24 protein-coding genes and 2 other annotated features are annotated in these 20655 nt (G+C 45.1%); of the genes, 1 reads left to right on the forward strand and 23 read right to left on the reverse strand.

Going from position 1 to position 20655, the window contains the following annotated elements; genetic code table 11:
- Positions 1-8: 8 nt before the first annotated feature.
- The 3 genes from ACJ28U_RS07220 to ACJ28U_RS07230 are packed head-to-tail and all read right to left on the reverse strand — an operon-like array spanning position 9 to position 2483.
- Positions 9-809, reverse strand: coding sequence for an energy-coupling factor transporter transmembrane protein EcfT (locus ACJ28U_RS07220; protein WP_010372188.1), 801 nt, complete (start codon positions 807-809; stop codon positions 9-11).
- On the reverse strand, positions 799-1665 hold the full coding sequence (locus ACJ28U_RS07225) for an energy-coupling factor transporter ATPase (protein ID WP_407618852.1): 867 nt from the start codon (positions 1663-1665) through the stop codon (positions 799-801). The genes ACJ28U_RS07220 and ACJ28U_RS07225 overlap by 11 nt, the downstream gene beginning before the upstream one ends.
- Positions 1641-2483, reverse strand: coding sequence for an energy-coupling factor ABC transporter ATP-binding protein (locus ACJ28U_RS07230; protein ID WP_043707942.1), 843 nt, complete (start codon positions 2481-2483; stop codon positions 1641-1643). Before ACJ28U_RS07230 ends, ACJ28U_RS07225 begins: the two co-directional genes overlap by 25 nt.
- Before the next feature lie 115 nt (positions 2484-2598).
- Here ACJ28U_RS07230 and ACJ28U_RS07235 point away from each other — a divergent pair, with 115 nt between their 5' ends.
- On the forward strand, positions 2599-3192 hold the full coding sequence (locus tag ACJ28U_RS07235) for a TrmH family RNA methyltransferase (RefSeq protein WP_099088493.1): 594 nt from the start codon (positions 2599-2601) through the stop codon (positions 3190-3192).
- A gap of 44 nt (positions 3193-3236) precedes the next feature.
- On the opposite strand, the gene ACJ28U_RS07240 is transcribed toward ACJ28U_RS07235, so the two are convergent.
- The 20 genes from ACJ28U_RS07240 to cysS all read right to left on the reverse strand — a co-directional run bounded on the left by ACJ28U_RS07240 (position 3237) and on the right by cysS (position 20646).
- Positions 3237-4913, reverse strand: a complete 1677-nt coding sequence (locus ACJ28U_RS07240) for an FAD-dependent oxidoreductase (RefSeq protein WP_407618853.1) — start codon at positions 4911-4913, stop codon at positions 3237-3239.
- Positions 4914-5217: 304 nt separating this feature from the next.
- On the reverse strand, positions 5218-6162 hold the full coding sequence (locus ACJ28U_RS07245; protein ID WP_407618854.1) for a metal ABC transporter solute-binding protein, Zn/Mn family: 945 nt from the start codon (positions 6160-6162) through the stop codon (positions 5218-5220).
- Positions 6155-6967, reverse strand: a complete 813-nt coding sequence (locus ACJ28U_RS07250) for a metal ABC transporter permease (protein ID WP_407618855.1) — start codon at positions 6965-6967, stop codon at positions 6155-6157. The genes ACJ28U_RS07245 and ACJ28U_RS07250 overlap by 8 nt, the downstream gene beginning before the upstream one ends.
- Complete coding sequence (locus ACJ28U_RS07255) at positions 6964-7701, reverse strand: metal ABC transporter ATP-binding protein (protein ID WP_099088496.1); 738 nt, start codon at positions 7699-7701, stop codon at positions 6964-6966. Before ACJ28U_RS07255 ends, ACJ28U_RS07250 begins: the two co-directional genes overlap by 4 nt.
- A gap of 226 nt (positions 7702-7927) precedes the next feature.
- On the reverse strand, positions 7928-8794 hold the full coding sequence (locus ACJ28U_RS07260) for a serine hydrolase (RefSeq protein WP_407618856.1): 867 nt from the start codon (positions 8792-8794) through the stop codon (positions 7928-7930).
- A gap of 189 nt (positions 8795-8983) precedes the next feature.
- The gene (gene rplL, locus ACJ28U_RS07265; protein WP_004560214.1) at positions 8984-9349 is read right to left on the reverse strand and encodes a 50S ribosomal protein L7/L12; all 366 of its coding nucleotides are present in this window, start codon (positions 9347-9349) and stop codon (positions 8984-8986) included.
- A 90-nt stretch (positions 9350-9439) separates the two neighbouring features.
- Positions 9440-9946, reverse strand: a complete 507-nt coding sequence (rplJ, locus tag ACJ28U_RS07270; RefSeq protein WP_010372171.1) for a 50S ribosomal protein L10 — start codon at positions 9944-9946, stop codon at positions 9440-9442.
- A gap of 26 nt (positions 9947-9972) precedes the next feature.
- Positions 9973-10099 (reverse strand) — a sequence feature (ribosomal protein L10 leader region).
- Positions 10100-10172: 73 nt separating this feature from the next.
- Positions 10173-10865, reverse strand: a complete 693-nt coding sequence (rplA, locus tag ACJ28U_RS07275; RefSeq protein WP_099088498.1) for a 50S ribosomal protein L1 — start codon at positions 10863-10865, stop codon at positions 10173-10175.
- A gap of 96 nt (positions 10866-10961) precedes the next feature.
- Entirely contained in the window at positions 10962-11387 is a 426-nt protein-coding gene (gene rplK / locus ACJ28U_RS07280; RefSeq protein WP_010372167.1) for a 50S ribosomal protein L11, read from the reverse strand.
- Positions 11388-11544: 157 nt separating this feature from the next.
- Positions 11545-12099, reverse strand: coding sequence for a transcription termination/antitermination protein NusG (gene nusG, locus ACJ28U_RS07285; protein WP_010372166.1), 555 nt, complete (start codon positions 12097-12099; stop codon positions 11545-11547).
- Positions 12100-12202: 103 nt separating this feature from the next.
- Complete coding sequence (gene secE, locus ACJ28U_RS07290; protein WP_010372162.1) at positions 12203-12373, reverse strand: preprotein translocase subunit SecE; 171 nt, start codon at positions 12371-12373, stop codon at positions 12203-12205.
- A gap of 45 nt (positions 12374-12418) precedes the next feature.
- Positions 12419-12568, reverse strand: coding sequence for a 50S ribosomal protein L33 (rpmG, locus tag ACJ28U_RS07295; RefSeq protein ID WP_099088499.1), 150 nt, complete (start codon positions 12566-12568; stop codon positions 12419-12421).
- Positions 12569-12634: 66 nt separating this feature from the next.
- Entirely contained in the window at positions 12635-13180 is a 546-nt protein-coding gene (locus ACJ28U_RS07300) for an RNA polymerase sigma factor (protein WP_247224656.1), read from the reverse strand.
- A 114-nt stretch (positions 13181-13294) separates the two neighbouring features.
- The gene (rlmB, locus tag ACJ28U_RS07305) at positions 13295-14065 is read right to left on the reverse strand and encodes a 23S rRNA (guanosine(2251)-2'-O)-methyltransferase RlmB (RefSeq protein WP_099088582.1); all 771 of its coding nucleotides are present in this window, start codon (positions 14063-14065) and stop codon (positions 13295-13297) included.
- 106 nt (positions 14066-14171) lie between these two features.
- Complete coding sequence (locus ACJ28U_RS07310) at positions 14172-14600, reverse strand: Mini-ribonuclease 3 (protein ID WP_010372150.1); 429 nt, start codon at positions 14598-14600, stop codon at positions 14172-14174.
- A 54-nt stretch (positions 14601-14654) separates the two neighbouring features.
- Positions 14655-15134: an S-ribosylhomocysteine lyase gene (locus tag ACJ28U_RS07315; RefSeq protein ID WP_407618857.1), complete on the reverse strand. Its 480-nt coding sequence runs from the start codon at positions 15132-15134 to the stop codon at positions 14655-14657.
- A 2-nt stretch (positions 15135-15136) separates the two neighbouring features.
- Entirely contained in the window at positions 15137-15991 is an 855-nt protein-coding gene (locus ACJ28U_RS07320; RefSeq protein ID WP_407618858.1) for a MetQ/NlpA family ABC transporter substrate-binding protein, read from the reverse strand.
- Positions 15992-15995: 4 nt separating this feature from the next.
- Positions 15996-17114: a vitamin B12 independent methionine synthase gene (locus tag ACJ28U_RS07325; protein ID WP_407618859.1), complete on the reverse strand. Its 1119-nt coding sequence runs from the start codon at positions 17112-17114 to the stop codon at positions 15996-15998.
- Between the two features lie 2 nt (positions 17115-17116).
- Positions 17117-18265: a PLP-dependent aspartate aminotransferase family protein gene (locus ACJ28U_RS07330; protein ID WP_099088504.1), complete on the reverse strand. Its 1149-nt coding sequence runs from the start codon at positions 18263-18265 to the stop codon at positions 17117-17119.
- A 176-nt stretch (positions 18266-18441) separates the two neighbouring features.
- Positions 18442-18690 (reverse strand) — a binding site (T-box leader).
- A gap of 540 nt (positions 18691-19230) precedes the next feature.
- Positions 19231-20646, reverse strand: coding sequence for a cysteine--tRNA ligase (gene cysS / locus ACJ28U_RS07335; RefSeq protein WP_099088505.1), 1416 nt, complete (start codon positions 20644-20646; stop codon positions 19231-19233).
- Between the last annotated feature and the right edge of the window lie 9 nt (positions 20647-20655).

A 20655-nucleotide genomic window follows, 5' to 3' on the forward strand; every position in this document is an offset into this window, starting at 1 on the left:
CTTCATTTTTATAACCATTTAGTCGCGATGAGCAACACCGTAAACACAATGAACCCAATTACTGCAATGGTATCTTGCTTTTGCCAGGTTAAGACACGGTACTTCGTGCGATTATCACCACCACGATAACCACGTGCTTCCATGGCATCACCCAATTCAATTGCTCGCTTGATTGCGTTGATAAACAAGGGGATTAGGAGTGGTACAAATGCCTTAATGCGACTAATAATATTACCCTCATTAAATTCAACCCCACGAGCGCGCTGCGCATTCATGATCGACTCTGCTTCGTCCATTAGCGTTGGCACAAAGCGAAGCGCAATCGATAGCATTAACGCCAACTCAGCCACTGGGAAGCCAACCTTCTTCAAGGGTTGCAACAAACTCTCCATCGCATCAGCGACTGCCAACGGTTGCGTTGTTAACGTCAAGATGGTTGAAAACATGATAATCAACATAAAGCGGACGAAGACCGCGATACTATTCGTCACACCATCAGTCGTGATGGTTAGAAAAGCCCAATGCCACAGGACGTCACCAGTTTGAACAAAGAATAATTGCAATAAGGTTGTGATAAACATCAAAAACATCAGTGGTCGAACGCCACGAATAAAGACGCCCACACCAAGTCCCGTCAACAAAATTGATAGTAGTGTGAACGCAATCGCTACGACGTACCCCGCCACATTATTTGCAAAGAATACAACGAAAATGAAGGCGACACTTAAAATCAATTTTGTCCGAGCATCTAAACGATGAATCCAAGAATTTCCCGGCATATAACGGCCAATAATCATATTAGTGAACATGTGCTGACCCTCCTAACTGCTCGGCTAATTGATCAGCTAGCGCATCGATATCCAACACAGCATTTAAGGCGACACCTTTTGTCGCCAACTTATCGGCGAATTGCTTGGCAATTGGTACATCAAGTTGTTTCTCTTGCAACCAGGCCACGTCGTCAAAAATCTTGGCGGGTGCACCTTCTTTGACGACCGTCCCACCTTCAAAAACAACCACATGATCGGCATATTGTGCCACATACTCCATCTGGTGTGTAATCAATACAACCGTCAAGTGGCGCTCCTTTTGTAGACGCGCGAACAAGGTCATTAATTCTTCTTGCCCTGCCGGATCAAGTCCAGCAGTCGGCTCATCTAGGATCAACAAATCCGGCTCCATTGCAAGCACGCCAGCAATAGCGACTCGCCGCATTTGACCACCTGATAATTCAAAAGGTGAGCGTTCATCGTACTTTTCGGCCATTCCAACAGTCCGAAGTGCGCGCTTTGCAGCTGCTTCAGCTTCAGCAGCCGTCTTGCCAAAATTCTTCGGTCCAAACATCACGTCTTTTAAAACTGTTTGTTCAAATAGTTGTGCTTCTGGAAATTGAAATACCAACCCGACGTGTGCACGCATCTTATTTAGCTCTTTGGGCTTCGTCGTTGGCACAATCCGTTGCTCGGCAATTGTAATCTCACCAGCGGTTGGAATAACCAGGCCATCCAAATGCTGCACCATCGTTGATTTACCCGATCCGGTGTGACCGATCACAGCCGTAAACTTACCTTCCGGCATCGTAAAATTGACATCATGCAGTCCTTGGGTTGCGAATGGTGTATTTAATTGATACGTAAATCCTACTTGGTTGAAATTGATTGCCATAACCAATCCACCATCCCTTCTGTCGTCAAATATGACGCAGGGACGTCAATACCACGTTCCCGCAATTTTTCCTTAAGTTGCTCAGCAAATGGAACGGCTAAGCCAAACTCGCGTAGCTTATCAGCATTTGCAAAAACCTGCGCTGGTGCGCCCGTCTCAATCAAATCACCATCATTAATGACCACGACACGATCAGCACTCGCCGCTTCTTCAATATCATGTGTAATTGATAAGACGGTCAATTCATCCCCCATCCGGGTCTTCAGTTCGTGAACCAGCGCAATCATTTCACGTCGTCCCTTAGGATCTAACATGGCGGTCGCTTCATCAAGAATCAGAATTTTGGGTTGAATAGCCAGAACCGATGCAATCGCAACACGTTGCTTTTGTCCACCCGATAAACGGGCAGGTTCACGGTCTGCAAACGCTGCCATTTGGACCTCAGTCAACGCAGCTTGCACTCGCGTAATCATTTCATCACGGGCAATGCCTCGATTTTCAAGACCAAACGCCACATCATCAGCAACCGTTGCGCCAACAAATTGGTTATCAGGGTTTTGGAACACCATACCAACCATATCGCGAATGGCCCACATATTTTCTTCTGTCACTGGCGTCCCTGCAATCGTGATATCTCCTGCAGTGGGCGCCAATAGGTAATTCAGTAATTTTGCTAAGGTCGACTTACCTGACCCATTATGTCCAATAATTGCCACCCATTCGCCCTGATTAATCGTCAGCGATAAATCTTTCAACGCTGGGGTGTCACTATTAGGATATGAGTAAGTCACGTGTGACAACTCAATAATTGGCGTCATGTTTGCGCCCCCTTTTATTTTCTAATACTTACAATAATAACAAACAACCGCTTGCTTTTGTTTAGTTTGAGGATGTTTGTTTGTCGGTTACAATAGAAGACAGAGGAATACCATTATGTCTGATATTGATTTAACCAGGTCAGCCGATTATCGTAACGTGACGGACTTTTACAAGGGCAAGTCCGACGACGAAATTCGTTCTGACCTTGACCAGCGACGAGGCGAAATGATTTCAATCATGCAAAACCTCAGCCACGACTTCAACAAAGCTTCTGCCGTGCGTAACAGCAACGCCTTCGGTATGCGCAAGCTCATTTTTTTAAACCCTGAAAACCCTGCTATTCCGGACGCTCCTGAAGGCATCAAAAAATGGGACCGGCGCGGGTCATTAGGCACACAAAATTATGAGCATATTGAACATCGACGGGTCACTGATTACCAAGCTGTTTTTGACCAATTGCATGCCGACGGCTATACCATTTACGCCGTCGACAACACACCAGGTTACCAGCCGCAGTCGTTATATAACGTGAACTTCCCGGCAAAATCGGCCTTTCTTTTCGGTGAAGAACGGCTCGGCTTAGCTGATGAACTCATCGCGGCAGCCGATGCCATGATTTATATTCCACAGTACGGTAGCGTCCGTTCAATCAACGTGAGTGTCGCTCACGGAATCATCGCCGCCTTCTATGCCTCACAGCATATGTAAAAAGCTCGTCGACTAAGAAATCGACGAGCTTTTTTAGCTACAATTTACTTCTTCAAATCGTTGTAACGTGACTCGTGCTTACCGTACAAGCTACGTCCCAATGTCTTTTCAAGGAATGGCACGACCCAGTAGTCCAAACCAACCGTGCGTCCCGCACCGTTCATCAAGGCCAATGAGGCGAACGTCATCAAGATAGCAGATCCAGCAACACTTTGACCAGCAATCAACATAACCAATCCCGTCACAAAGGCGACAAATGAAGCCAATGACGTGAACAAGCCAAATGTAATCAACCAACCAACAAGTGAAGCCAAGACACCGACACCACCGTTCAAAGCAGCGCCCGCTTGAATCCACAAGATTCCGACAACAATACGAAGTGGCAATGACCACAAAACGTTACCCATACGTGACGTCCAGCCAAAGAATGGTGTACGACCGTTTGGCGTACGGAAGAATTCGTCCATCATGTAGTGGAAAATGTGGTAACCACTCGTGATTTGCGTAAAGAAGTACAAGTTAATCACGTGCTTGAACATGTTGGCAAAGAATCCCGTTAGTGGAATACCATTCTTACCAAACTTCATGCTACCGAATTGTTCCGCAATACCCACTGTGTAGTGGGCACCGATTGAAACGGCATATCCTTGGTAGTGACCCTTAAAGGCCTTACGTGAACCCTTACCAGTCAAGTCATACACAATGTTAGGTACGGCCGTGTTCGCAGCTGATTCACCACCCTCAACCGTTTGTGGTGTCCAACCTGAACGTGGGTTGTCCGCAACCGTACGGGCAGGCTCTTGATAAGCGGCGACGTCACCAACGACATAGATATCTTCTTCGCCCTTTGCGCGTGAGTAATCATCCGCCATAAAGCGACCAGCAGGTCCTTGTTCCAAGCCCCAAAGTGAGCCTTGTTCCTTCGCCTTAACACCAGCCGTCCAAACCAATGTTTCAGTTGGAACTTCTGTACCGTCCTTCAAGACAGCCGCGCTTTCCTTAACTTCAACAACACCAGCAGACTTACGCAAGTTAATACCATGATTAATCATGTATTGCTCACCCTTGTCAGCCAACTTACGATTTGCAAGCATGTTCAAAATTGTTGGTGCTGCTTCGATAACATCAATCTTAATTTCTGATTCATCCAAGTTGTTAGCTTCGGCTAATTCGCGACGCTGTTCAATCAACTCACCTGCCAATTCAACACCCGTGAATCCAGAACCAACCACTGCGATACGCAATTTTGCTTCACGCTTGGCTGGATCCAATTCCATGGCACCTTCACGAATAACCTTTTCAATGTGGGCACGAAGCTTAACAGCTTCTTCAAATGACCACAATGTGAAGCCGTATTCTTCAACACCTGGCGTACCGAACGTGTTCGTTGTACCACCAGTTGCCAAAACCAACTTTTCATAGGCGATATCGCCTTCTGACGTCTTTACAATCTTGGCATCCTTATCGACACCTTCAAGATTAGCCGTCACAATTTTAACGTTTGGTTGACGTACGAACAATGTACGCAAGTCAAGTTGAATGTGCTTAGGCTCAACACGCTTCGTTGCAACTTCGTGCAACTCAGTCATGTACGTAAAGAATGAGTGACGATCAACCAAAACGATTTGGTAATCAGTACCCTTCAATCGCTTAGCCAATTTCCGTGCCGTGAAGACACCAGAATAACCAGCGCCGACGACAACAATGTTTTTAGTAGCCATACAAAAATCTCCTCAATAATAATCCCACTAATAAAAAATAAATCCATTAGCCATTTTAGACCTGAAAATTGAATTTGTAAACGTGTTCACTTGTTTTTTGTGCATGTTTTGTCCTATAAACAAAAGGTTTCTCGTTTCATTATAGCAATTTAAGACCGTCTGTTCGTGCATAAACGCTCAACCAAAAGTGCAATATATCGGACTTTTATACGCCCCGAAAGTGCAACAAAAAAGCCACGCCATGGCTGAACGTGACTTTCTAAATTAATTGTGTGCTGTTTAGGTCATGTAATCGTTCCTGGTATTAATCGACTAACATTCCCGCGTGAATCTTATCAATATTCCACTTAACCATATCGTAATAGGTATCTCCTGCTGTCCCCTTCTTCGCCAATGAATCGGTATAAATCTTTTCGTAGATTGGTAAGCCAGTCTCCTTTGATACCTTTTCCATTGATTTTGGTGACACTGAACTTTCAACGAACAACGACTTTACATTTGATGCCGCAATCTTGGCTAACACCTGTTTCATTTGCTCAGGGGTTCCTTGTGACTCCGTATTAATTTCCCAGATAAAGGCGGGTTGAATGCCATACGCCTTTGAGAAATACTTAAAGGCGCCTTCCGATGTCACCAACAAACGCTTTTCAACTGGTACATCAGCGAATTTGTCTTTTGCTTCGTTATGCAACGCACGTAGCTTCGCAATGTACGCATCTGAGCGCTTTTGGAAAGCTTGCGCATGTTCTGGATCCTTATCCTTCAAGACATTTGTAATTGTCTCAACGTACTTAATACCATTGTTTAAGTCCAACCAGGCGTGGGGATCCATTTCATCTTCCTTGCCCTTTGACGTCAAGAACAATGGTTCCACTAAACGTGAAGCTGAAAATACTTCTTGGTTATCCCGCTTATTAGCTGTTTTCGTGAGCTTTGAGAACCATCCGTTACCGCCCGTTTCCAAGTTAAGTCCATTGTGGAAGATCACATTAGCTTCCGTTGTCGCAGTGATATCCGCAGTCTTTGGTTCATATTCGTGCGGGTCTGTACCACGCTTAACGATACTGTAAACCGATACATCATCACCACCAACTTGTTCAACCATGTCTTCAAGGATTGAATTTGTTGTGACAACACGTAGTTCGCCACTTGCCGTAGCCGTTTGTGCATCACGATTTTGCACAAACCAAACCGTTCCCCCAATTGCAATTGCCAGCGCACCCGCTGTTAACCCAAGTTTCTTAAGCATTTTTAACCCCCATTAGTTTTGTCACAAAACCTTGCTTCGGTGACACGATAAACGACCCCAAAAAGATTAGCGCTGCCACCAACACGATAGCAGGCCCAGACGCCCAATTTAACGTGTACGACAGATATAGCCCAATCGTTGAAGCCAGCGCCCCAAGACCAGATGCCAAGACAACCATCGTGGTCAACCGGTTCGTCCAAAGAAACGCGGTAGCAGCCGGCGTAATTAACATCGCCACAATCAAGATGATACCTACCGTCTGTAGTGCCGATACCGTGACTAAAGTTAGTACAATCATCAAGCCATAATGGACATACCCTGTCTTCAAACCATATGTCTTAGCAAATGTTTCATCAAACGATGTAATCAATAATTCCTTGAAGAACAACACGATAAACAAAATCACAATTGCTAACACATTTCCAAACAAGATATGATGCAAATTCGTTGATGACTCAGCCATCGAAATCAGGATAAATCCTAAGGCAAAGAATGCCGAGAACACAATACCGATTGCCGTATCATTCTTTAACTTACTATTTGTCGCAACAAAGCCGATCAATAGCGCCGCAATGACCCCAAATGCCGAGGCACCAATCAGAAGATTAATCCCCAGCATATAAGCAACCGCAACTCCCGGTAGCACGGAGTGAGAAATCGCATCACCCATCAACGACATGCCACGTAAAATAATATAACTGCCAATAATACCTGACATAATCCCAACCATCACAGATGCTAACAACGCACTCTGCAAGAAGTTATAGTGTCCTAATGCCGTGATAAATTCACCGATACTCGTCATGATACATCCTCCGTTTCAGTGAACAGAACTGCACTCAAATCCGCTGAGAAGGCTTGTTGGATATTGGCCTTATTGTAAACGTCCGACACAGGTCCATGTGCGACAATGCCATGGTTCATAATTAGTAAGTCATCGAAATAATTCGCGACTTTGTTCAAGTCGTGATGAACAACAATAATGGTCTTACCGGCTGCGCGCCAGTCTCGTAGCACATGCATAATTTCTTCTTCCGACTTCATATCAATCCCGACGAAAGGTTCGTCTAAAATCACAACATCTGCTTGCTGAACAATGGCGCGTGCTACAAAGACACGCTGTAATTGCCCGCCGGATAATTCACCAATTTGGCGATTTCGAAACTCCGTTAGATTTACTTGTTCGAGCGCTTTCATGACATCATCACGCTCTGTTTGCCCAGGGCTTTTGAATAATCCTAGCTTGCCATAAGTGCCAGTTAGAACCACCTCAAAAACACTGATCGGAAATGTTAAATCTAGTGCTGCTCGCTGTTCGACATAAGCAATTTTCCGTCGAACACGCCGGACCGGCTGATTATCCACAAACGATTCACCCGTTCGCCGAATCAGCCCCAAAGCCCCTTTGATTAGGGTTGACTTCCCCGCGCCATTCGGGCCAATAATCCCCGTAATCTTGCCCGGGCTAAACGCGACTGACAAATCGCTAAACACCGGTGTCGATGTGTAGGCGACTGTCAGTTCCTTAATTTTTAGCATGATTGCCTCCTATGTTTGTTTTTGGTTATGCAAAATATTCTTTTCCAAAACCAACTCACTAAGAGTAACTTATCCACACGCGCTAAACAATAGTTTTTCTTAGATTGAAAAATAAATGTAATTGGATAACATCTAAATGACATGAACGCTTGTTAATAGTTAACAGGTGCAAATAAATAAGCACCTAGCTAATCCGATTGATTAGCCAAGTGCTTTGTCTGTATTTTTATTGCACATTTAATGTTGTATAAGTTGCCTTAGCCAGTTGTTGTGCCAGGTCAATACCTACCTTTTCGGAGACGTTTTGATTGCTTAAAATAGCAATAACATAGTCTGATTGTTTACTCGTAATATGACCAATTGAATTAATAATCCAGCCGTTTTCATCTGACAACCAGCCATTTTTTAATGCAACCGTGGCATCCGGCGTTAAGCCAGCTGTAATCCCCCAACTTTGATCTACCGCAACGTTATTCATTAAGCCTTGTATATACGTTCGCGAACTACCTGTTAACACCCGGCTCTGATAAAAAATATTCTTAAGCAGCGTCAGTTGATCGGTTGCTGTTGTCGTCGAGTACCCCCATGATTCACTATCCATGTGACTATGCGTCATGCCCATGCGCTTAAACAATGCATCCGGTTGCGTATTGCCCCCCTCCGTTTCAAGCAGGGCCGTCGCAGCATCATTATCACTGTCTTGAATCATTGCAGTTGCCAATTCATCTTCATAATTCGATAAACCTGTGCCATTAGCCGCATGCTGTCGTAACAAGTTAGCGAGAATTGCAACTTTCACAATACTCGCCGTTTTAAATTGTGCATTTGCATCGTTAGATAATTGGGTTGTAACGCCCGTTTTATGATCATAGACTGCAATATCAACCGGTGCATTCTGCTTATCTAAAATCCCACGCCAGGCCGTTTTTAAATTATTTGATTCGTCATTGACTACGGCAGCCTTGGTGGCTTCGAAATCGGCTATTAATTGACGTCCAGCATATTTATAGGCTAACGCTATGCCAAGCACCAACACAACGCCAACAAACAATGCCTGCGTGTAGGGTCGCTTCAAATTCGTTCGCGATGTCATGGCACACAGCACTTCCTTTCATCGTAATCGTTGCTAAATACTATTAACTAATTATTAGTATACTCAAGAAACTTAATCGAATCTTTTATAGCAGCAGTTATTGACCTAGCTAAGGTTGACTTGGTCAGAAAATTGCATAAAAAAAGACGAGATACCGGAGTATCTCGTCTTTTTAAGAAGGGACGTTAATTACTTAACAGTAACAACGGCACCAGCTTCTTCCAACTTAGCCTTCAATTCGTTAGCTTCGTCTTCTGAAACGCCTTCCTTGATAGCTGAAGGAGCGTTGTCTACCAAGTCCTTAGCTTCCTTCAAGCCCAAACCAGTTGCTTCGCGAACTGCCTTGATAACTTGAACCTTAGCTGAACCAGCTGAAGTCAACTCAACGTCAAATTCAGTCTTGGCTGCTTCGGCACCACCAGCTGCACCAGCAACTGCAACAGGGGCAGCAGCTGAAACACCAAACTCTTCTTCAATAGCTGAAACCAAGTCAGCCAAGTCCAAAATCGTAGCTTCCTTCAATGAAGCGATGATTGAATCCTTATCAAATGCCATGATAATTAATCTCCTCGTTTATTTGCCTATACGGCGATTTTAATTTGTGGGCTAAGCCCGATATAAAAGTGCGTCGCACTAAGCAAAAGCTTAGGCTTCAGCAGCTTCTTCCTTTGCGTCTGACACAGCCTTAACTGCGTAAGCAAAGTTGCGAACAGGTGCTTGCAACGTTGACAACAACATTGACAACAAACCGTCGCGGTCTGGCAAAGCTGCGTACTTGTTGATATCTTCAACAGATGCAACTTGACCGTCAACAACACCACCCTTGATTTCCAAGGCTTCGATGTTATCAGCAAACTTCTTCAAAATGCGTGAAGGAGCGATTGCGTCCTCGTTAGAGAATGCAACGGCTGAAGGTCCGACAAACAAGTCGTTCAAGTCAGTCAAATCAGCGGCTTCAACAGCACGCGTCAAGATCTTGTTCTTGATAACCTTCAACTCAACGCCTTCTGAACGCAATTCTGAACGCAAGTTGTTGGCTTGTTCAACCGTCAACCCACGCACGTCAACAACAACTGCAGATGCAGCTGACTTAAACTTGTCAGCAACTTCTGAAACTTGTTGTGCCTTCAAAGCAATAGTTGCTTCACTCATGGTAATGTTCCTCCTGTTAAGATTTTGATTCGTACCAAAAACCCCCAGCACGTACTGCACCGGGGGTCAAAAGTCGCTTACGCGTTTTTCACTTCCTCGGCGGGTTATTAAGTCTTACGACACCTGCGTCTTAGGTAGAATCGATTTATTACTCAAACTACTCTAACAGGTAGCCGAGGAAGTGTCAACATGAAAAGCTAAATTATAATCTAGAAAAATTCTAAAATTACAATGAAGCGATATCGATGTTAACAGCAGGTCCGAACGTTGAAGCGATTGATACGTGCTTTACGTATGCACCCTTAACAGCGGCAGGACGAGCCTTCAAGATAACGTCTGACAATGACTTGATGTTTCCAGCAAGCTTGTCGGCGTCAAATGATACCTTACCAACTGGTACAGCAACGTTTCCGTCACGATCAGTACGGTAAGTAACCTTACCTGACTTAGCGTCAGAAACGGCCTTTGCTACGTCAAACGTAACAGTACCCGTCTTAGGGTTAGGCATCAATCCCTTAGGACCCAATGCACGTCCAACACGACCAACTTGGGCCATCATGTCAGGCGTAGCAATGGCAACGTCAAAGTCCAACCAACCGTCAGAAATGCGTTGAACCAAGTCAGCAGCACCAACAACGTCAGCACCAGCTTCTTCAGCTTCCTTAGCCTTATCACCTTGAGCAAAGACCACAACAGTTTGGTCCTTACCAGTACCGTTAGGCAAAACAACGGCACCACGCAATTGTTGGTCTGCTTGACGAGTATCAACGTTCAAGTTGAACGCGATTTCAACAGTTGCATCAAACTTGGCAAAGTCGATGTCCTTTACCAATGCGGCAGCTTCTTCAACAGTGTACAACTTCTCACTGTCAACCTTTTCAGCGGCTGCCAAATACTTCTTACCATACTTCTTAGCCATGGTAGCTATTCCTCCTTGCAAATGCGGTCAAACGGTCATTGACCTCCCGCTTGATCATGCTTAGTTTCCTACGCGATCCGTACGGAACTCGTTAAATTAGCCTTCAACGTTGAAGCCCATTGAACGAGCAGTACCTTCGATCATGCGAACAGCTGCATCAACATCAGCTGCGTTTAGATCTTGCATCTTAGTTTCTGCAATTTCACGTACTTGTGCTGCAGTAACCGTAGCGACCTTCTTCGTGTTAGGCTCACCAGAACCCTTTTCAACACCGGCTGCCTTCTTCAACAAAACTGCTGCTGGAGGCGTCTTAGTGATGAATTCGAATGAACGATCTTCATATACAGTAATAACTACTGGGATCAACAAACCACCTTGGTCGGCAGTGCGAGCGTTAAACTCCTTTGCGAATCCCATGATGTTAACACCAGCTTGACCCAAAGCAGGTCCAACTGGAGGTGCAGGGGTAGCCTTACCGGCTGGAATCTGCAACTTAACAATGCTTGAAACTTTCTTAGCCACGATTGTTTCCTCCTTCGTGTTTGTGGTGTAATGGCGCGTTTCGATTTACGCCTCCCACATATGCGTGTCACCACACATACCAGATTATAATAACAAAACACCTGACTTTTGACAAGCCAGGTGTTCAATAAAAATTCACTTTTTTATGGAAATGACTTTATAGTACTGACTCAACGTCGTTAAATGAGATTTCCGTTGGTGTTTCACGACCCAAGAAGTCAACCAAAACAGTCACTTCTTGCTTGTCGTTATCGATAGCCGTTACTTCACCTTGCATACCAGAGAATGACCCAGCGACAATCTTCACTGATTCACCAACTTCAACATTCAAGTCGGCAACCTTACGCTCAACAATGTTCATGCGAGCCAACATGTCATCAACTTCATCAGGCAACAATGACACAGGCTTTGATCCACCACCGTGTGAACCCAAGAAACCAGTTACACCTGGTGTGTTTCGAACAACATACCACGCTTCGTCGGTCATAATCATCTCAACCAAGGCGTAACCAGGGAAGTCGTTTTCCTTAACAATCTTCGTCTCGCCATCCTTTTCAACTTCAACTTCTTGCTCTGGCACGATAACGCGGAAAATGTAGTCCGTCATCCCCATCGTCTCAATACGTGACTCGAGGTTCGCCTTAACCTTGTTTTCGTATCCTGCATAAGTGTGCAAGACGTACCATTGCTTATCGTATGACTCAACTGCCATGATTGCCTCCTTAGGTCGTGCCTGTAATTTTTGTAAATTAAAAACCCTCAAGATTGAGGGTTTATTAGTCGCTTTTCAATGTCCTTATTATATCGCAATAAGCTTACTTAGACAACCAAGTAACCCCTTGTTCAAAGACCCAGTCAGCGCCACCAAACAAAATGGCGAAGAACAAACCAGTCATCAAAACAATTGATGTGTCTCGAACATTTTCACTAAACGTAGGCCAAGTGACCTTGCGCATTTCAGCGACAACGCTTGCTAAAAACTTCATCAGTATGTACTCCTGTTTCCAGAGTGGGTCGACCCAACTCTGTTCTTACATCGTCTCACGGTGCAGCGTGTGTTGCCCGCAGAACTTGCAAAACTTCATAACTTCAAGACGCTCAAGACGGTTGGGCTTCTTCGTTACCATGTAGTTTCGTGATCCGCAGACACTGCACGCTAATGCGACTTTCTTCGCTGCCATAATCGTGTCTCCGCTCTTTTAAAATTCTCTGATATAGTAGTTTCAGTTTACCACGAATGCCCTTATTCAGCTACCTTTCGCCTCAGCTTGGTAGATTTTCTTCAAATTTTTTCGCGTTGCATAACACCAAGAACGTGACCGTTCGAGTTGGGACGCACACTCATTGATGTCGTATCCTGCCGCGAGCAACAAGACGAATTCCCGTTCCTTTACACCTAAATTCGACATCAAATCAGCAAGGGTCGCCGTGGCCTCACTAGGTGGTGCAATTTGCGCACTCTGTACATACGTCGACACACATGTTTCATTCAGCGAAACACCTTCCACTGACTCGTACCGATACGACTCCCGCCACAACTGGACAATCCGGTGCCGTAACGCTTGATTGTAGTAACGCGTCAACGCACCCCAATGCGTTGCTTTTAGCTTGCACAATGTTTGGTACAACACTAACCGGCTCTCCTGCTCCCAATCGTACTGTTGCGTCTGGAGACGATGATCACGATATAACGACCATACTAACCCCCGAAACGCCTCAAAAATATCCTGAAAAGCAGCTTCATCCCCCGCTTGTGCCGCTTGAATTAACTGCATTGCCTTTTGGTTCGTCATCTTGTTTTACCCTCCTCCGGCTTGCTACCAGTGTGCGTGGATTCGAGTTCAAGACGAAAAAAATGCACAATAACCAGCATCAAGTTACCGGTTATTGTGCATTTTTTCATGAGGTTATAGCGGGTTACGACTACTAAACGCTTGATAAATTAACAAGCTAGCTGCAACCGACGCATTCAAACTTTGGACGTGACCAACCATTGGAATCGTCAGCGTTTCATCCACTGTCTTCTTCAACAACGGTGAAATTCCCTTACCCTCATTACCAATGATTAAAGCAGTTGGACCAGCGGCATCCCAGCGACGGTAATCCTTACCATCCATGTCTGTACCAAAGACCCACAACCCACGTTCCTTAAGTTGTTCAACCGTTTGTACTAAGTTCGTCACACGTGCAACAGGCACGTGTTCAATTGCCCCGGTTGACGTTTTCGCAACAACTGATGTCAATTGTACCGCCCGGCGCTTAGGAATAATAATGCCATGCACCCCTGCTGCATCAGCCGTACGCAAAATTGACCCTAAGTTGTGTGGGTCCTCAATTGAATCCAACACCAAGAAAAATGGTGCTTCTGATTTTTCAGCTGCCTTCGCAAACAAATCGTCAATTGTTGCATATGCATAGGCCGCAATTGATAACACCACACCTTGGTGATTTTGACCATTCGTCAATTCATCTAGCTTAGCTTTCGGCGCATCTTGAATAATTAAGCCTCGCTTTTTTGCTAACGCCATCACTTCATTGCGAATCTTGTCAGCCAAACCGCTTTGTAGCCAAACTTTGTTAATTTCTGTTTCACCCTTCAACGCCTCAACCGACGCGTGGTGGCCAAAAACGAACTCAGTTTGTGTCGTCTCCTCGGCGACTTCAGCTTCTGTTCGCATCTCGCGCTTCTGGCGTGGTTGGCGATCGCGATCGTTGAAACGACGGTCGGCACCGCGACGATTGTTTGGTCGTTCTTGACGTCCGCCGCGATCACGGCCGTTACGATTATTTGTTTGTTGTGCCATTTGCTCTCGTTCGCCCACTTTCTACTTGTTCATATACCCAAGCCACAATCTCATCTAGACGTGCTGTTTGATTGCTAGCTGCCAAAAAGCCAATTAACGCTTCAAACCCAGTCGAAATACGATATGTCACAACATCTGTATTCTTCGCCTTTGTATGTGAATTGGCATTGCGTCCACGCTTAAAGTACACCATTTCTTCTTCAGTCAACAAATCTTCCGCTTCCATCAAGGCGTACAAAGCAGCGTGCGCTTTAGCAGACACGTAGTTCTTTGATTCACGTTGCAAGCGGGCCGGCTTCGTAATCCCTTTAGCCAACAAATGTTGACGGATGTATACTTCGTACACCGCATCCCCATAATAGGCCAAATCCAAGCCGTTTAATTGCTCATAATTAATCTTCTCATTCATGCTTACTATAATAACAGAAAAACCGGGCCAATGACCCGGTTTAACAAATTATGCTTATGCTTCAACCACATGACGAACAAATGGATCATCTGACAAACCAGCTTGCAAGATAACATCTGCCCACGCCTTTGCCGAATGTAAACTATGATCTTTAAAGTTACCGCACTCTCGAATGGTCGTGGCTGGGACATCATCCCACGTAATGTCATCACGAATCTTGCGCAACACGCGAGTAAATGTTTCGGCTAGCTGCGTTGGCGTGTACGACTGCCAACTAATGATATGGAAGCCTGTACGACATCCAAACGGTGAAATATCAATGATGCCATCTAGTTCATCGCGAACCAAACTCGCAAACAAGTGTTCCAATGTATGAATACCAGCCGTCTCAATTGACGTCTCATTAGGTTGGACCAAGCGCAAATCATAATTGGCAATCGTACCGCCTTGAGGTCCCTGCTCTTCTGCAATTAAACGCACGTATGGTGCCTTAACTTGTGTGTGATCTAATGTAAAACTTTCAACTTCTGCCATAATTAATTACCCTCCACATAACTAAGCGGCTTTTGTACCTCAACCTTGGTGCCGTGGTACTTAGCCTTAATCCATTTTTGTTCTGATGCATCGTGATACAACTTGACCAACTTTTGATAGGTCTTATTTTTAGCCTCCGACTGACGCGTTGCTAAGATATTAATATTCGCCTTCGTGCTGGTGTTAATTGACTCGCGATAAATCGAATCATGTAACACATTCAACCCACCGGCTTGTGAGACGGAATTAGAAATCAGCACCGCCGCGACCGCTTTGTCTTTCAACACGGCAACCCCAGTCGTGTCATCAATTTCCTTGAATTGAAAATGATGGGGATTGGTCGCGATATCGGTCACCCCTGAAAGTGCTGAGAAATCAGACTTCAAGGTGATTAATCCCGCCCTGGCCAATAATTTCAACCCACGGGCCGCGTCCGCATTATCACGTGCAATGGCAATCGTTGCGCCATTCGGAATGTCCGCCACCTTCTTGTATCGATGTGAATACACACCCATCGGCTCAATATACGTCGTTCCTAACGCAGCCAGCTTCGCGGTATTAGTTTCCTTATTGAAGGCTTGAAAATAGCTATACGATTGGAACGCATTGACATCAACTTCACCTGAAGCAGTGGCTCGATTCAAGGTTGCACCATCGGTAAATTCTTTCACTTTAATTTGCAAGTCTGCTTTTTTCGCCGCTGGCGACTTCGCAATATGCCGCCAAATATCTGCATCAGAGGTGACAGATCCAACCGTTACCTTTTCAGCCGCATGTGCTGCGGTTGTGCCTGCCAGGACGCCTAAACTAACCGCCGCCAAACCTGCCACGATGGTTAACCCAACTTTATTTGTCATCAGCCTACCCCCACACTTCTTCGGCAATTTGCTTGATAAACCCTAACTTCGCCCATTGTTCATCTGGCGTCAGTGCATTACCTTCTTCCGTTGAGGCAAAACCACATTGCGTCGAAAGCGCCAAATTTTCAAGTGGTACAAATTGCGTGGCCTCCTGAATTCTCGCCTTAATATCCGTCGCTGCTTCCAGTTTTGGTGACTTACTTGTGACTAGCCCTAACACTAATGTCACATCAGATCGATTAGCCCAAATCGTCGTCAACGGTGTGAAATCGCCAGAACGCGCGTCATCGTACTCCAAGAAGTACGTGTCGTAATGCAATTGACCCAGGTATTCCGCCACTGGCGCATACCCACCTTCAAACAAGTAAGTTGACTTAAAATTACCGCGACAAATGTGCGTCGAAATTTTGAAATCATCAGGCAAGCCATCTAACGCCTTGTTAATGACATACACACTGTCGGCTGCAATCTTTTCATACTTTGCCCGTTCAGTTGGATTGGTGGCGAATTCGTTCAATTTGCTAATCAAAAACGCCCAGGTGGTATCGTCTAATTGCACATAACGTGATCCTAAATCGTAGTAATGTTGCAACGTTTCATGATAGGCCAATGCCAAATCATCCAAGTAGTCATCCCAAGTATCATAAAATGACAAGGCATTATCTGAACGGCCATCACGGAATAACAACGTTGGCGCCGGAATGGTTGACTTCAGCTCAGTTCCTGCCGGTGCGACTGATTGTAAATACGCAAAATCAGCAAAGAATGGGTGATCCGGATTAAAGGCAATCTTGCCAGTCAACCGAACATTATCCGTACGAGTCTTCTCGCCGTGGAACTTATAGGAATCTTCTTGTACATATCGTTCAACACCGGTCAAACCCCACAAAAAGTCCAAGTGCCACCACGACCGTGCAAATTCACCATCCGTTACATCTTTCAAACCAACTTCATGCTGGTGAATAACCAAATCGTGAATTTCATCATGTTGAATCTTTACCAAAGCATCCTGTGTGATTTCACCAGCTGCGAAGGCTGCTCGGGCTTGCTTTAGCGTTGCTGGCCGCAAATATGAACCAACTTGATCAAAATGGTAACGTTGCTTAGTTGCTGTTGTCATAATTATTCTTCTCCTAAATATGAAAAGGCATTCGCCAAATCGGCAATGATGTCTGTAATGCTTTCGAGTCCCACTGAATAGCGCAATAAGCCCGGGGTAATACCACTAGCTACTTGTTCAGCTGCCGACAATTCCGCATGGGACATTTTTGGTGGATAGCTGATAATACTTTCCACGCCACCTAAACTGACTGAGTAAATTGGAATGGTGAGATGATTGACCAACTGCCGGGCGTGTTCGATTGACCCAACATCAAATGACAGCACCGCCCCACCATTCTTAGCTTGCGTTAATTGCACCTGATAGTTGGGATGCGTCGATAAGCCTGGGTAATACACGGCATCTACTTGCGGTTGCTCAGCTAACCACTTGGCCAGCTCAGTTGCATTAGCACTCGCTTGCGCCATCCGCACTCCCAGTGTTTTCATTCCCCGCAAAAGTAACCAACTATCTAGAACACCCAGGGTGGCACCAACTGCATTTTGAATGAAATAAATTTGCTCAGCTAAATCATCTCGTTTCGTCACCGCCGCGCCAGCTACAATGTCCGAATGTCCTGCCAAAAACTTGGTAGCTGAATGCACAACGATATCAACGCCGAAATCTAGTGGCTTCTGTAAAGCAGGTGACATAAAGGTATTGTCCGCAATCGTTAAAAGGTCATGCGCTTTTGCAATTGCGACAATCCCTGCAATATCGGTCACTGACAGCGTTGGATTGGAAGGCGTTTCAATATAAATTGCCTTTGTATTTGGCAAAATTGCATCCGCAACATCCGCTAACTCACCACAATCAACAAATGTATGTGTGATACCAAATCGTGATAACACATCCGTTAAGACGCGAAACGTGCCACCATACACATGCGACGTCACCACGATATGGTCACCAGCTGAGAAGGTCATGAGCACACTACTAATGGCTGCCATCCCCGAACTAAAGAGATAACCATGTGTCGCATGTTCCAAAGCAGCTACTGCCTTCTCCGCTGCCAATCGGGTTGGATTACCGCTTCTGGCGTAATCAAACTCACCTAAGTTATCAAAATCCGTTTGGGCAAACGTCGCTGATAATTGAATCGGTGTATTAACCGCCCCTGTCAGTTGATCATGCGTCGTTGTCACTTGTAAAATCTTTGTCAAATCATCCATGCCAATTTCTCCATCTGTTTGCGCTACGAGTGTCAATTTCGTCGCATCACATTCGACTTTGGCCTAATCCCTCACCGACAACAAGACATCGGTGAATCGTCACGCATAATACTTGCATCGTCTGTCCTCCACATTTAAGTTTTGCCGTAAAAAAAACGTCCCGTAGCTACAATTAGCTACGGGACGTTGACACGTGTTACCACCCGGGTTTAGTTATTCCCATATGAAATAACCCTCTTTCAATACGGTCCTATTTTGGACGATATCTAAGCGCAATAACGGGCGCACCCGAATGACGCTAACACGGTTTGCTCACGTCATTCCAACTCCAAGACCATTTTCCAATTCTTCAGTTGATTAGCTCGCACCACACGCTAACTCTCTGGGCAACCGTTAAAAAGTACTTATCTCTTCTTAGTCGATATCATTATCATAACACTGCATTAGAAAACGTCAATACTTTAATTAGAATTAAATTAGAGTTAATTCTAGAAATAAATTAATTAGCGCCGATAGTTAAGTTATAAACGTCAATTATACCTTAGCGACATTTTTTAAAAACCATTAACAAACGCCCATTCAAAGGCGCAAAGCCTTAATTCAGGCGCATTAAATTCCCGAATGCGGTACAACCAAATAGGTAGATTGTTCACTTTTTAACTTCTAATAAAGTATAATAAAAGACATAGAATTGAGCTGATTCCTAAATAAATCTCACAATCAATAACTAATAATGTTCTCAACAAGCATTGTTTAAACCTTTCAAATCATTTCTACATCCAAAGCTTTGGCACCCCGTTCTCCACGGGGTGCCTTTTTTTGTCAGTGTCACGGCTTACCAGTCACGCCTGTTGCTCGTCGCACCGCGACGCCCCCCTCAAACACAAAAAGAAATCCCCAGAAACAAAATCACTTGTCTCTGGGGATTTCTATTACTTATTAATCAATCATGTATAAATGTTTGATTAGGCACGACGCCAACGTGTTCCTTGTGGCGTATCTTCTAGGATAATACCACGTGAAGCCAATTCATCACGGATTTCGTCTGAACGAGCAAAGTTTGACGTCTCACGGGCAGCATCACGTTCCTTGATCAATGCATCAACATCTGCATCCAACAAAGGCGCTTGCTCCAAACCATCAACACCAAACACGTTCATCAAGTCCTTGATTTGCTTCAAAACAAAGTTGACCGTGTCAGTCTTAACTTCTTCAGCTTGTGAGTACAAGTTGGCCAATTCAATCAACTCATAAACCGCAGTCATCGCGTTTTGTGCGTTGAAGTCATCGTCCATAGCCTCAACAAAGGCATCAACCTTTTCTTGCGCCTTTGCTTCGATATCAGCATCTGCACCGGCAACTGCTGATCCCAAACGGAATTGCAAGTTACGGTAACCAGTGCGGATACGCTCCAAGTTGCGGGCGGCCAAGTCCATGTTCTTTTGTGAGTAGGCAATTGGACGACGGTATTGTGTCGTAGCCATGAAGAAACGCAAAACCATTGGATCATCGATTTGTTGCAACAATTCGTGCACAGTCGTGAAGTTTCCCAATGACTTTGACATCTTTTCGTTTTCATCACCAACCGTAACGAAACCGTTGTGCAACCACTTCTCAACGAACTTTTCACCCGTGTGAGCTTCAGTTTGTGCGATTTCATTTGTGTGGTGTGGGAAAGCCAAATCGATTCCACCACCGTGGATGTCCAAGTGGTTTCCCAAGTACTTCGTTGACATCACTGAGCACTCAATGTGCCAACCAGGACGTCCCTTACCCCAAGGTGAGTTCCAGGCAATTGCACCATCGCCATTCTCACCCTTCCAGACTGCGAAGTCCATTGGGTCTTCCTTACGAGCCAATTCGCCATCATCCAAACGACCAGCAGCGTTTGATTCCATTTCAGCCAAGTCTTGGTGGGCCAAAATACCGTAACCCTTAAACTTCTTGGCACGGAAGTAAACGTCACCTTCTGATTCGTAAGCGTAACCCTTCTTAATCAAATCCTCAACGAATTCGATAATCTCTGGGATGTGCTCCGTTGCACGTGGACGAACAGTGGCAGGCTTAATGTTCAATGGTGCCGTATCTTCGTTAAAGGCATCAATGTACTTATCAGCCAATTCTGGTACGGTGATACCTTGCTCGCTAGCTGCAGCAATCATCTTGTCGTCAACGTCCGTGAAGTTTGACACATAGTTCACTTCGTATCCACGGTACTCGAAGTAACGGCGGATCGTGTCGAATGCAATCGCTGAACGTGCATTACCGATGTGAATGTAGTTATAAACAGTTGGTCCGCAGACATACATATTGATCGTCTTTTCATTGATGGGCGTAAAAGTTTCCTTTTCCAAGCTCATCGTGTTGAAGGTCTTCATCATTTTTGCATG

This window comes from Weissella sp. MSCH1, assembly GCF_045799135.1.
Taxonomy (GTDB): Bacteria; Bacillota; Bacilli; order Lactobacillales; family Lactobacillaceae; genus Weissella.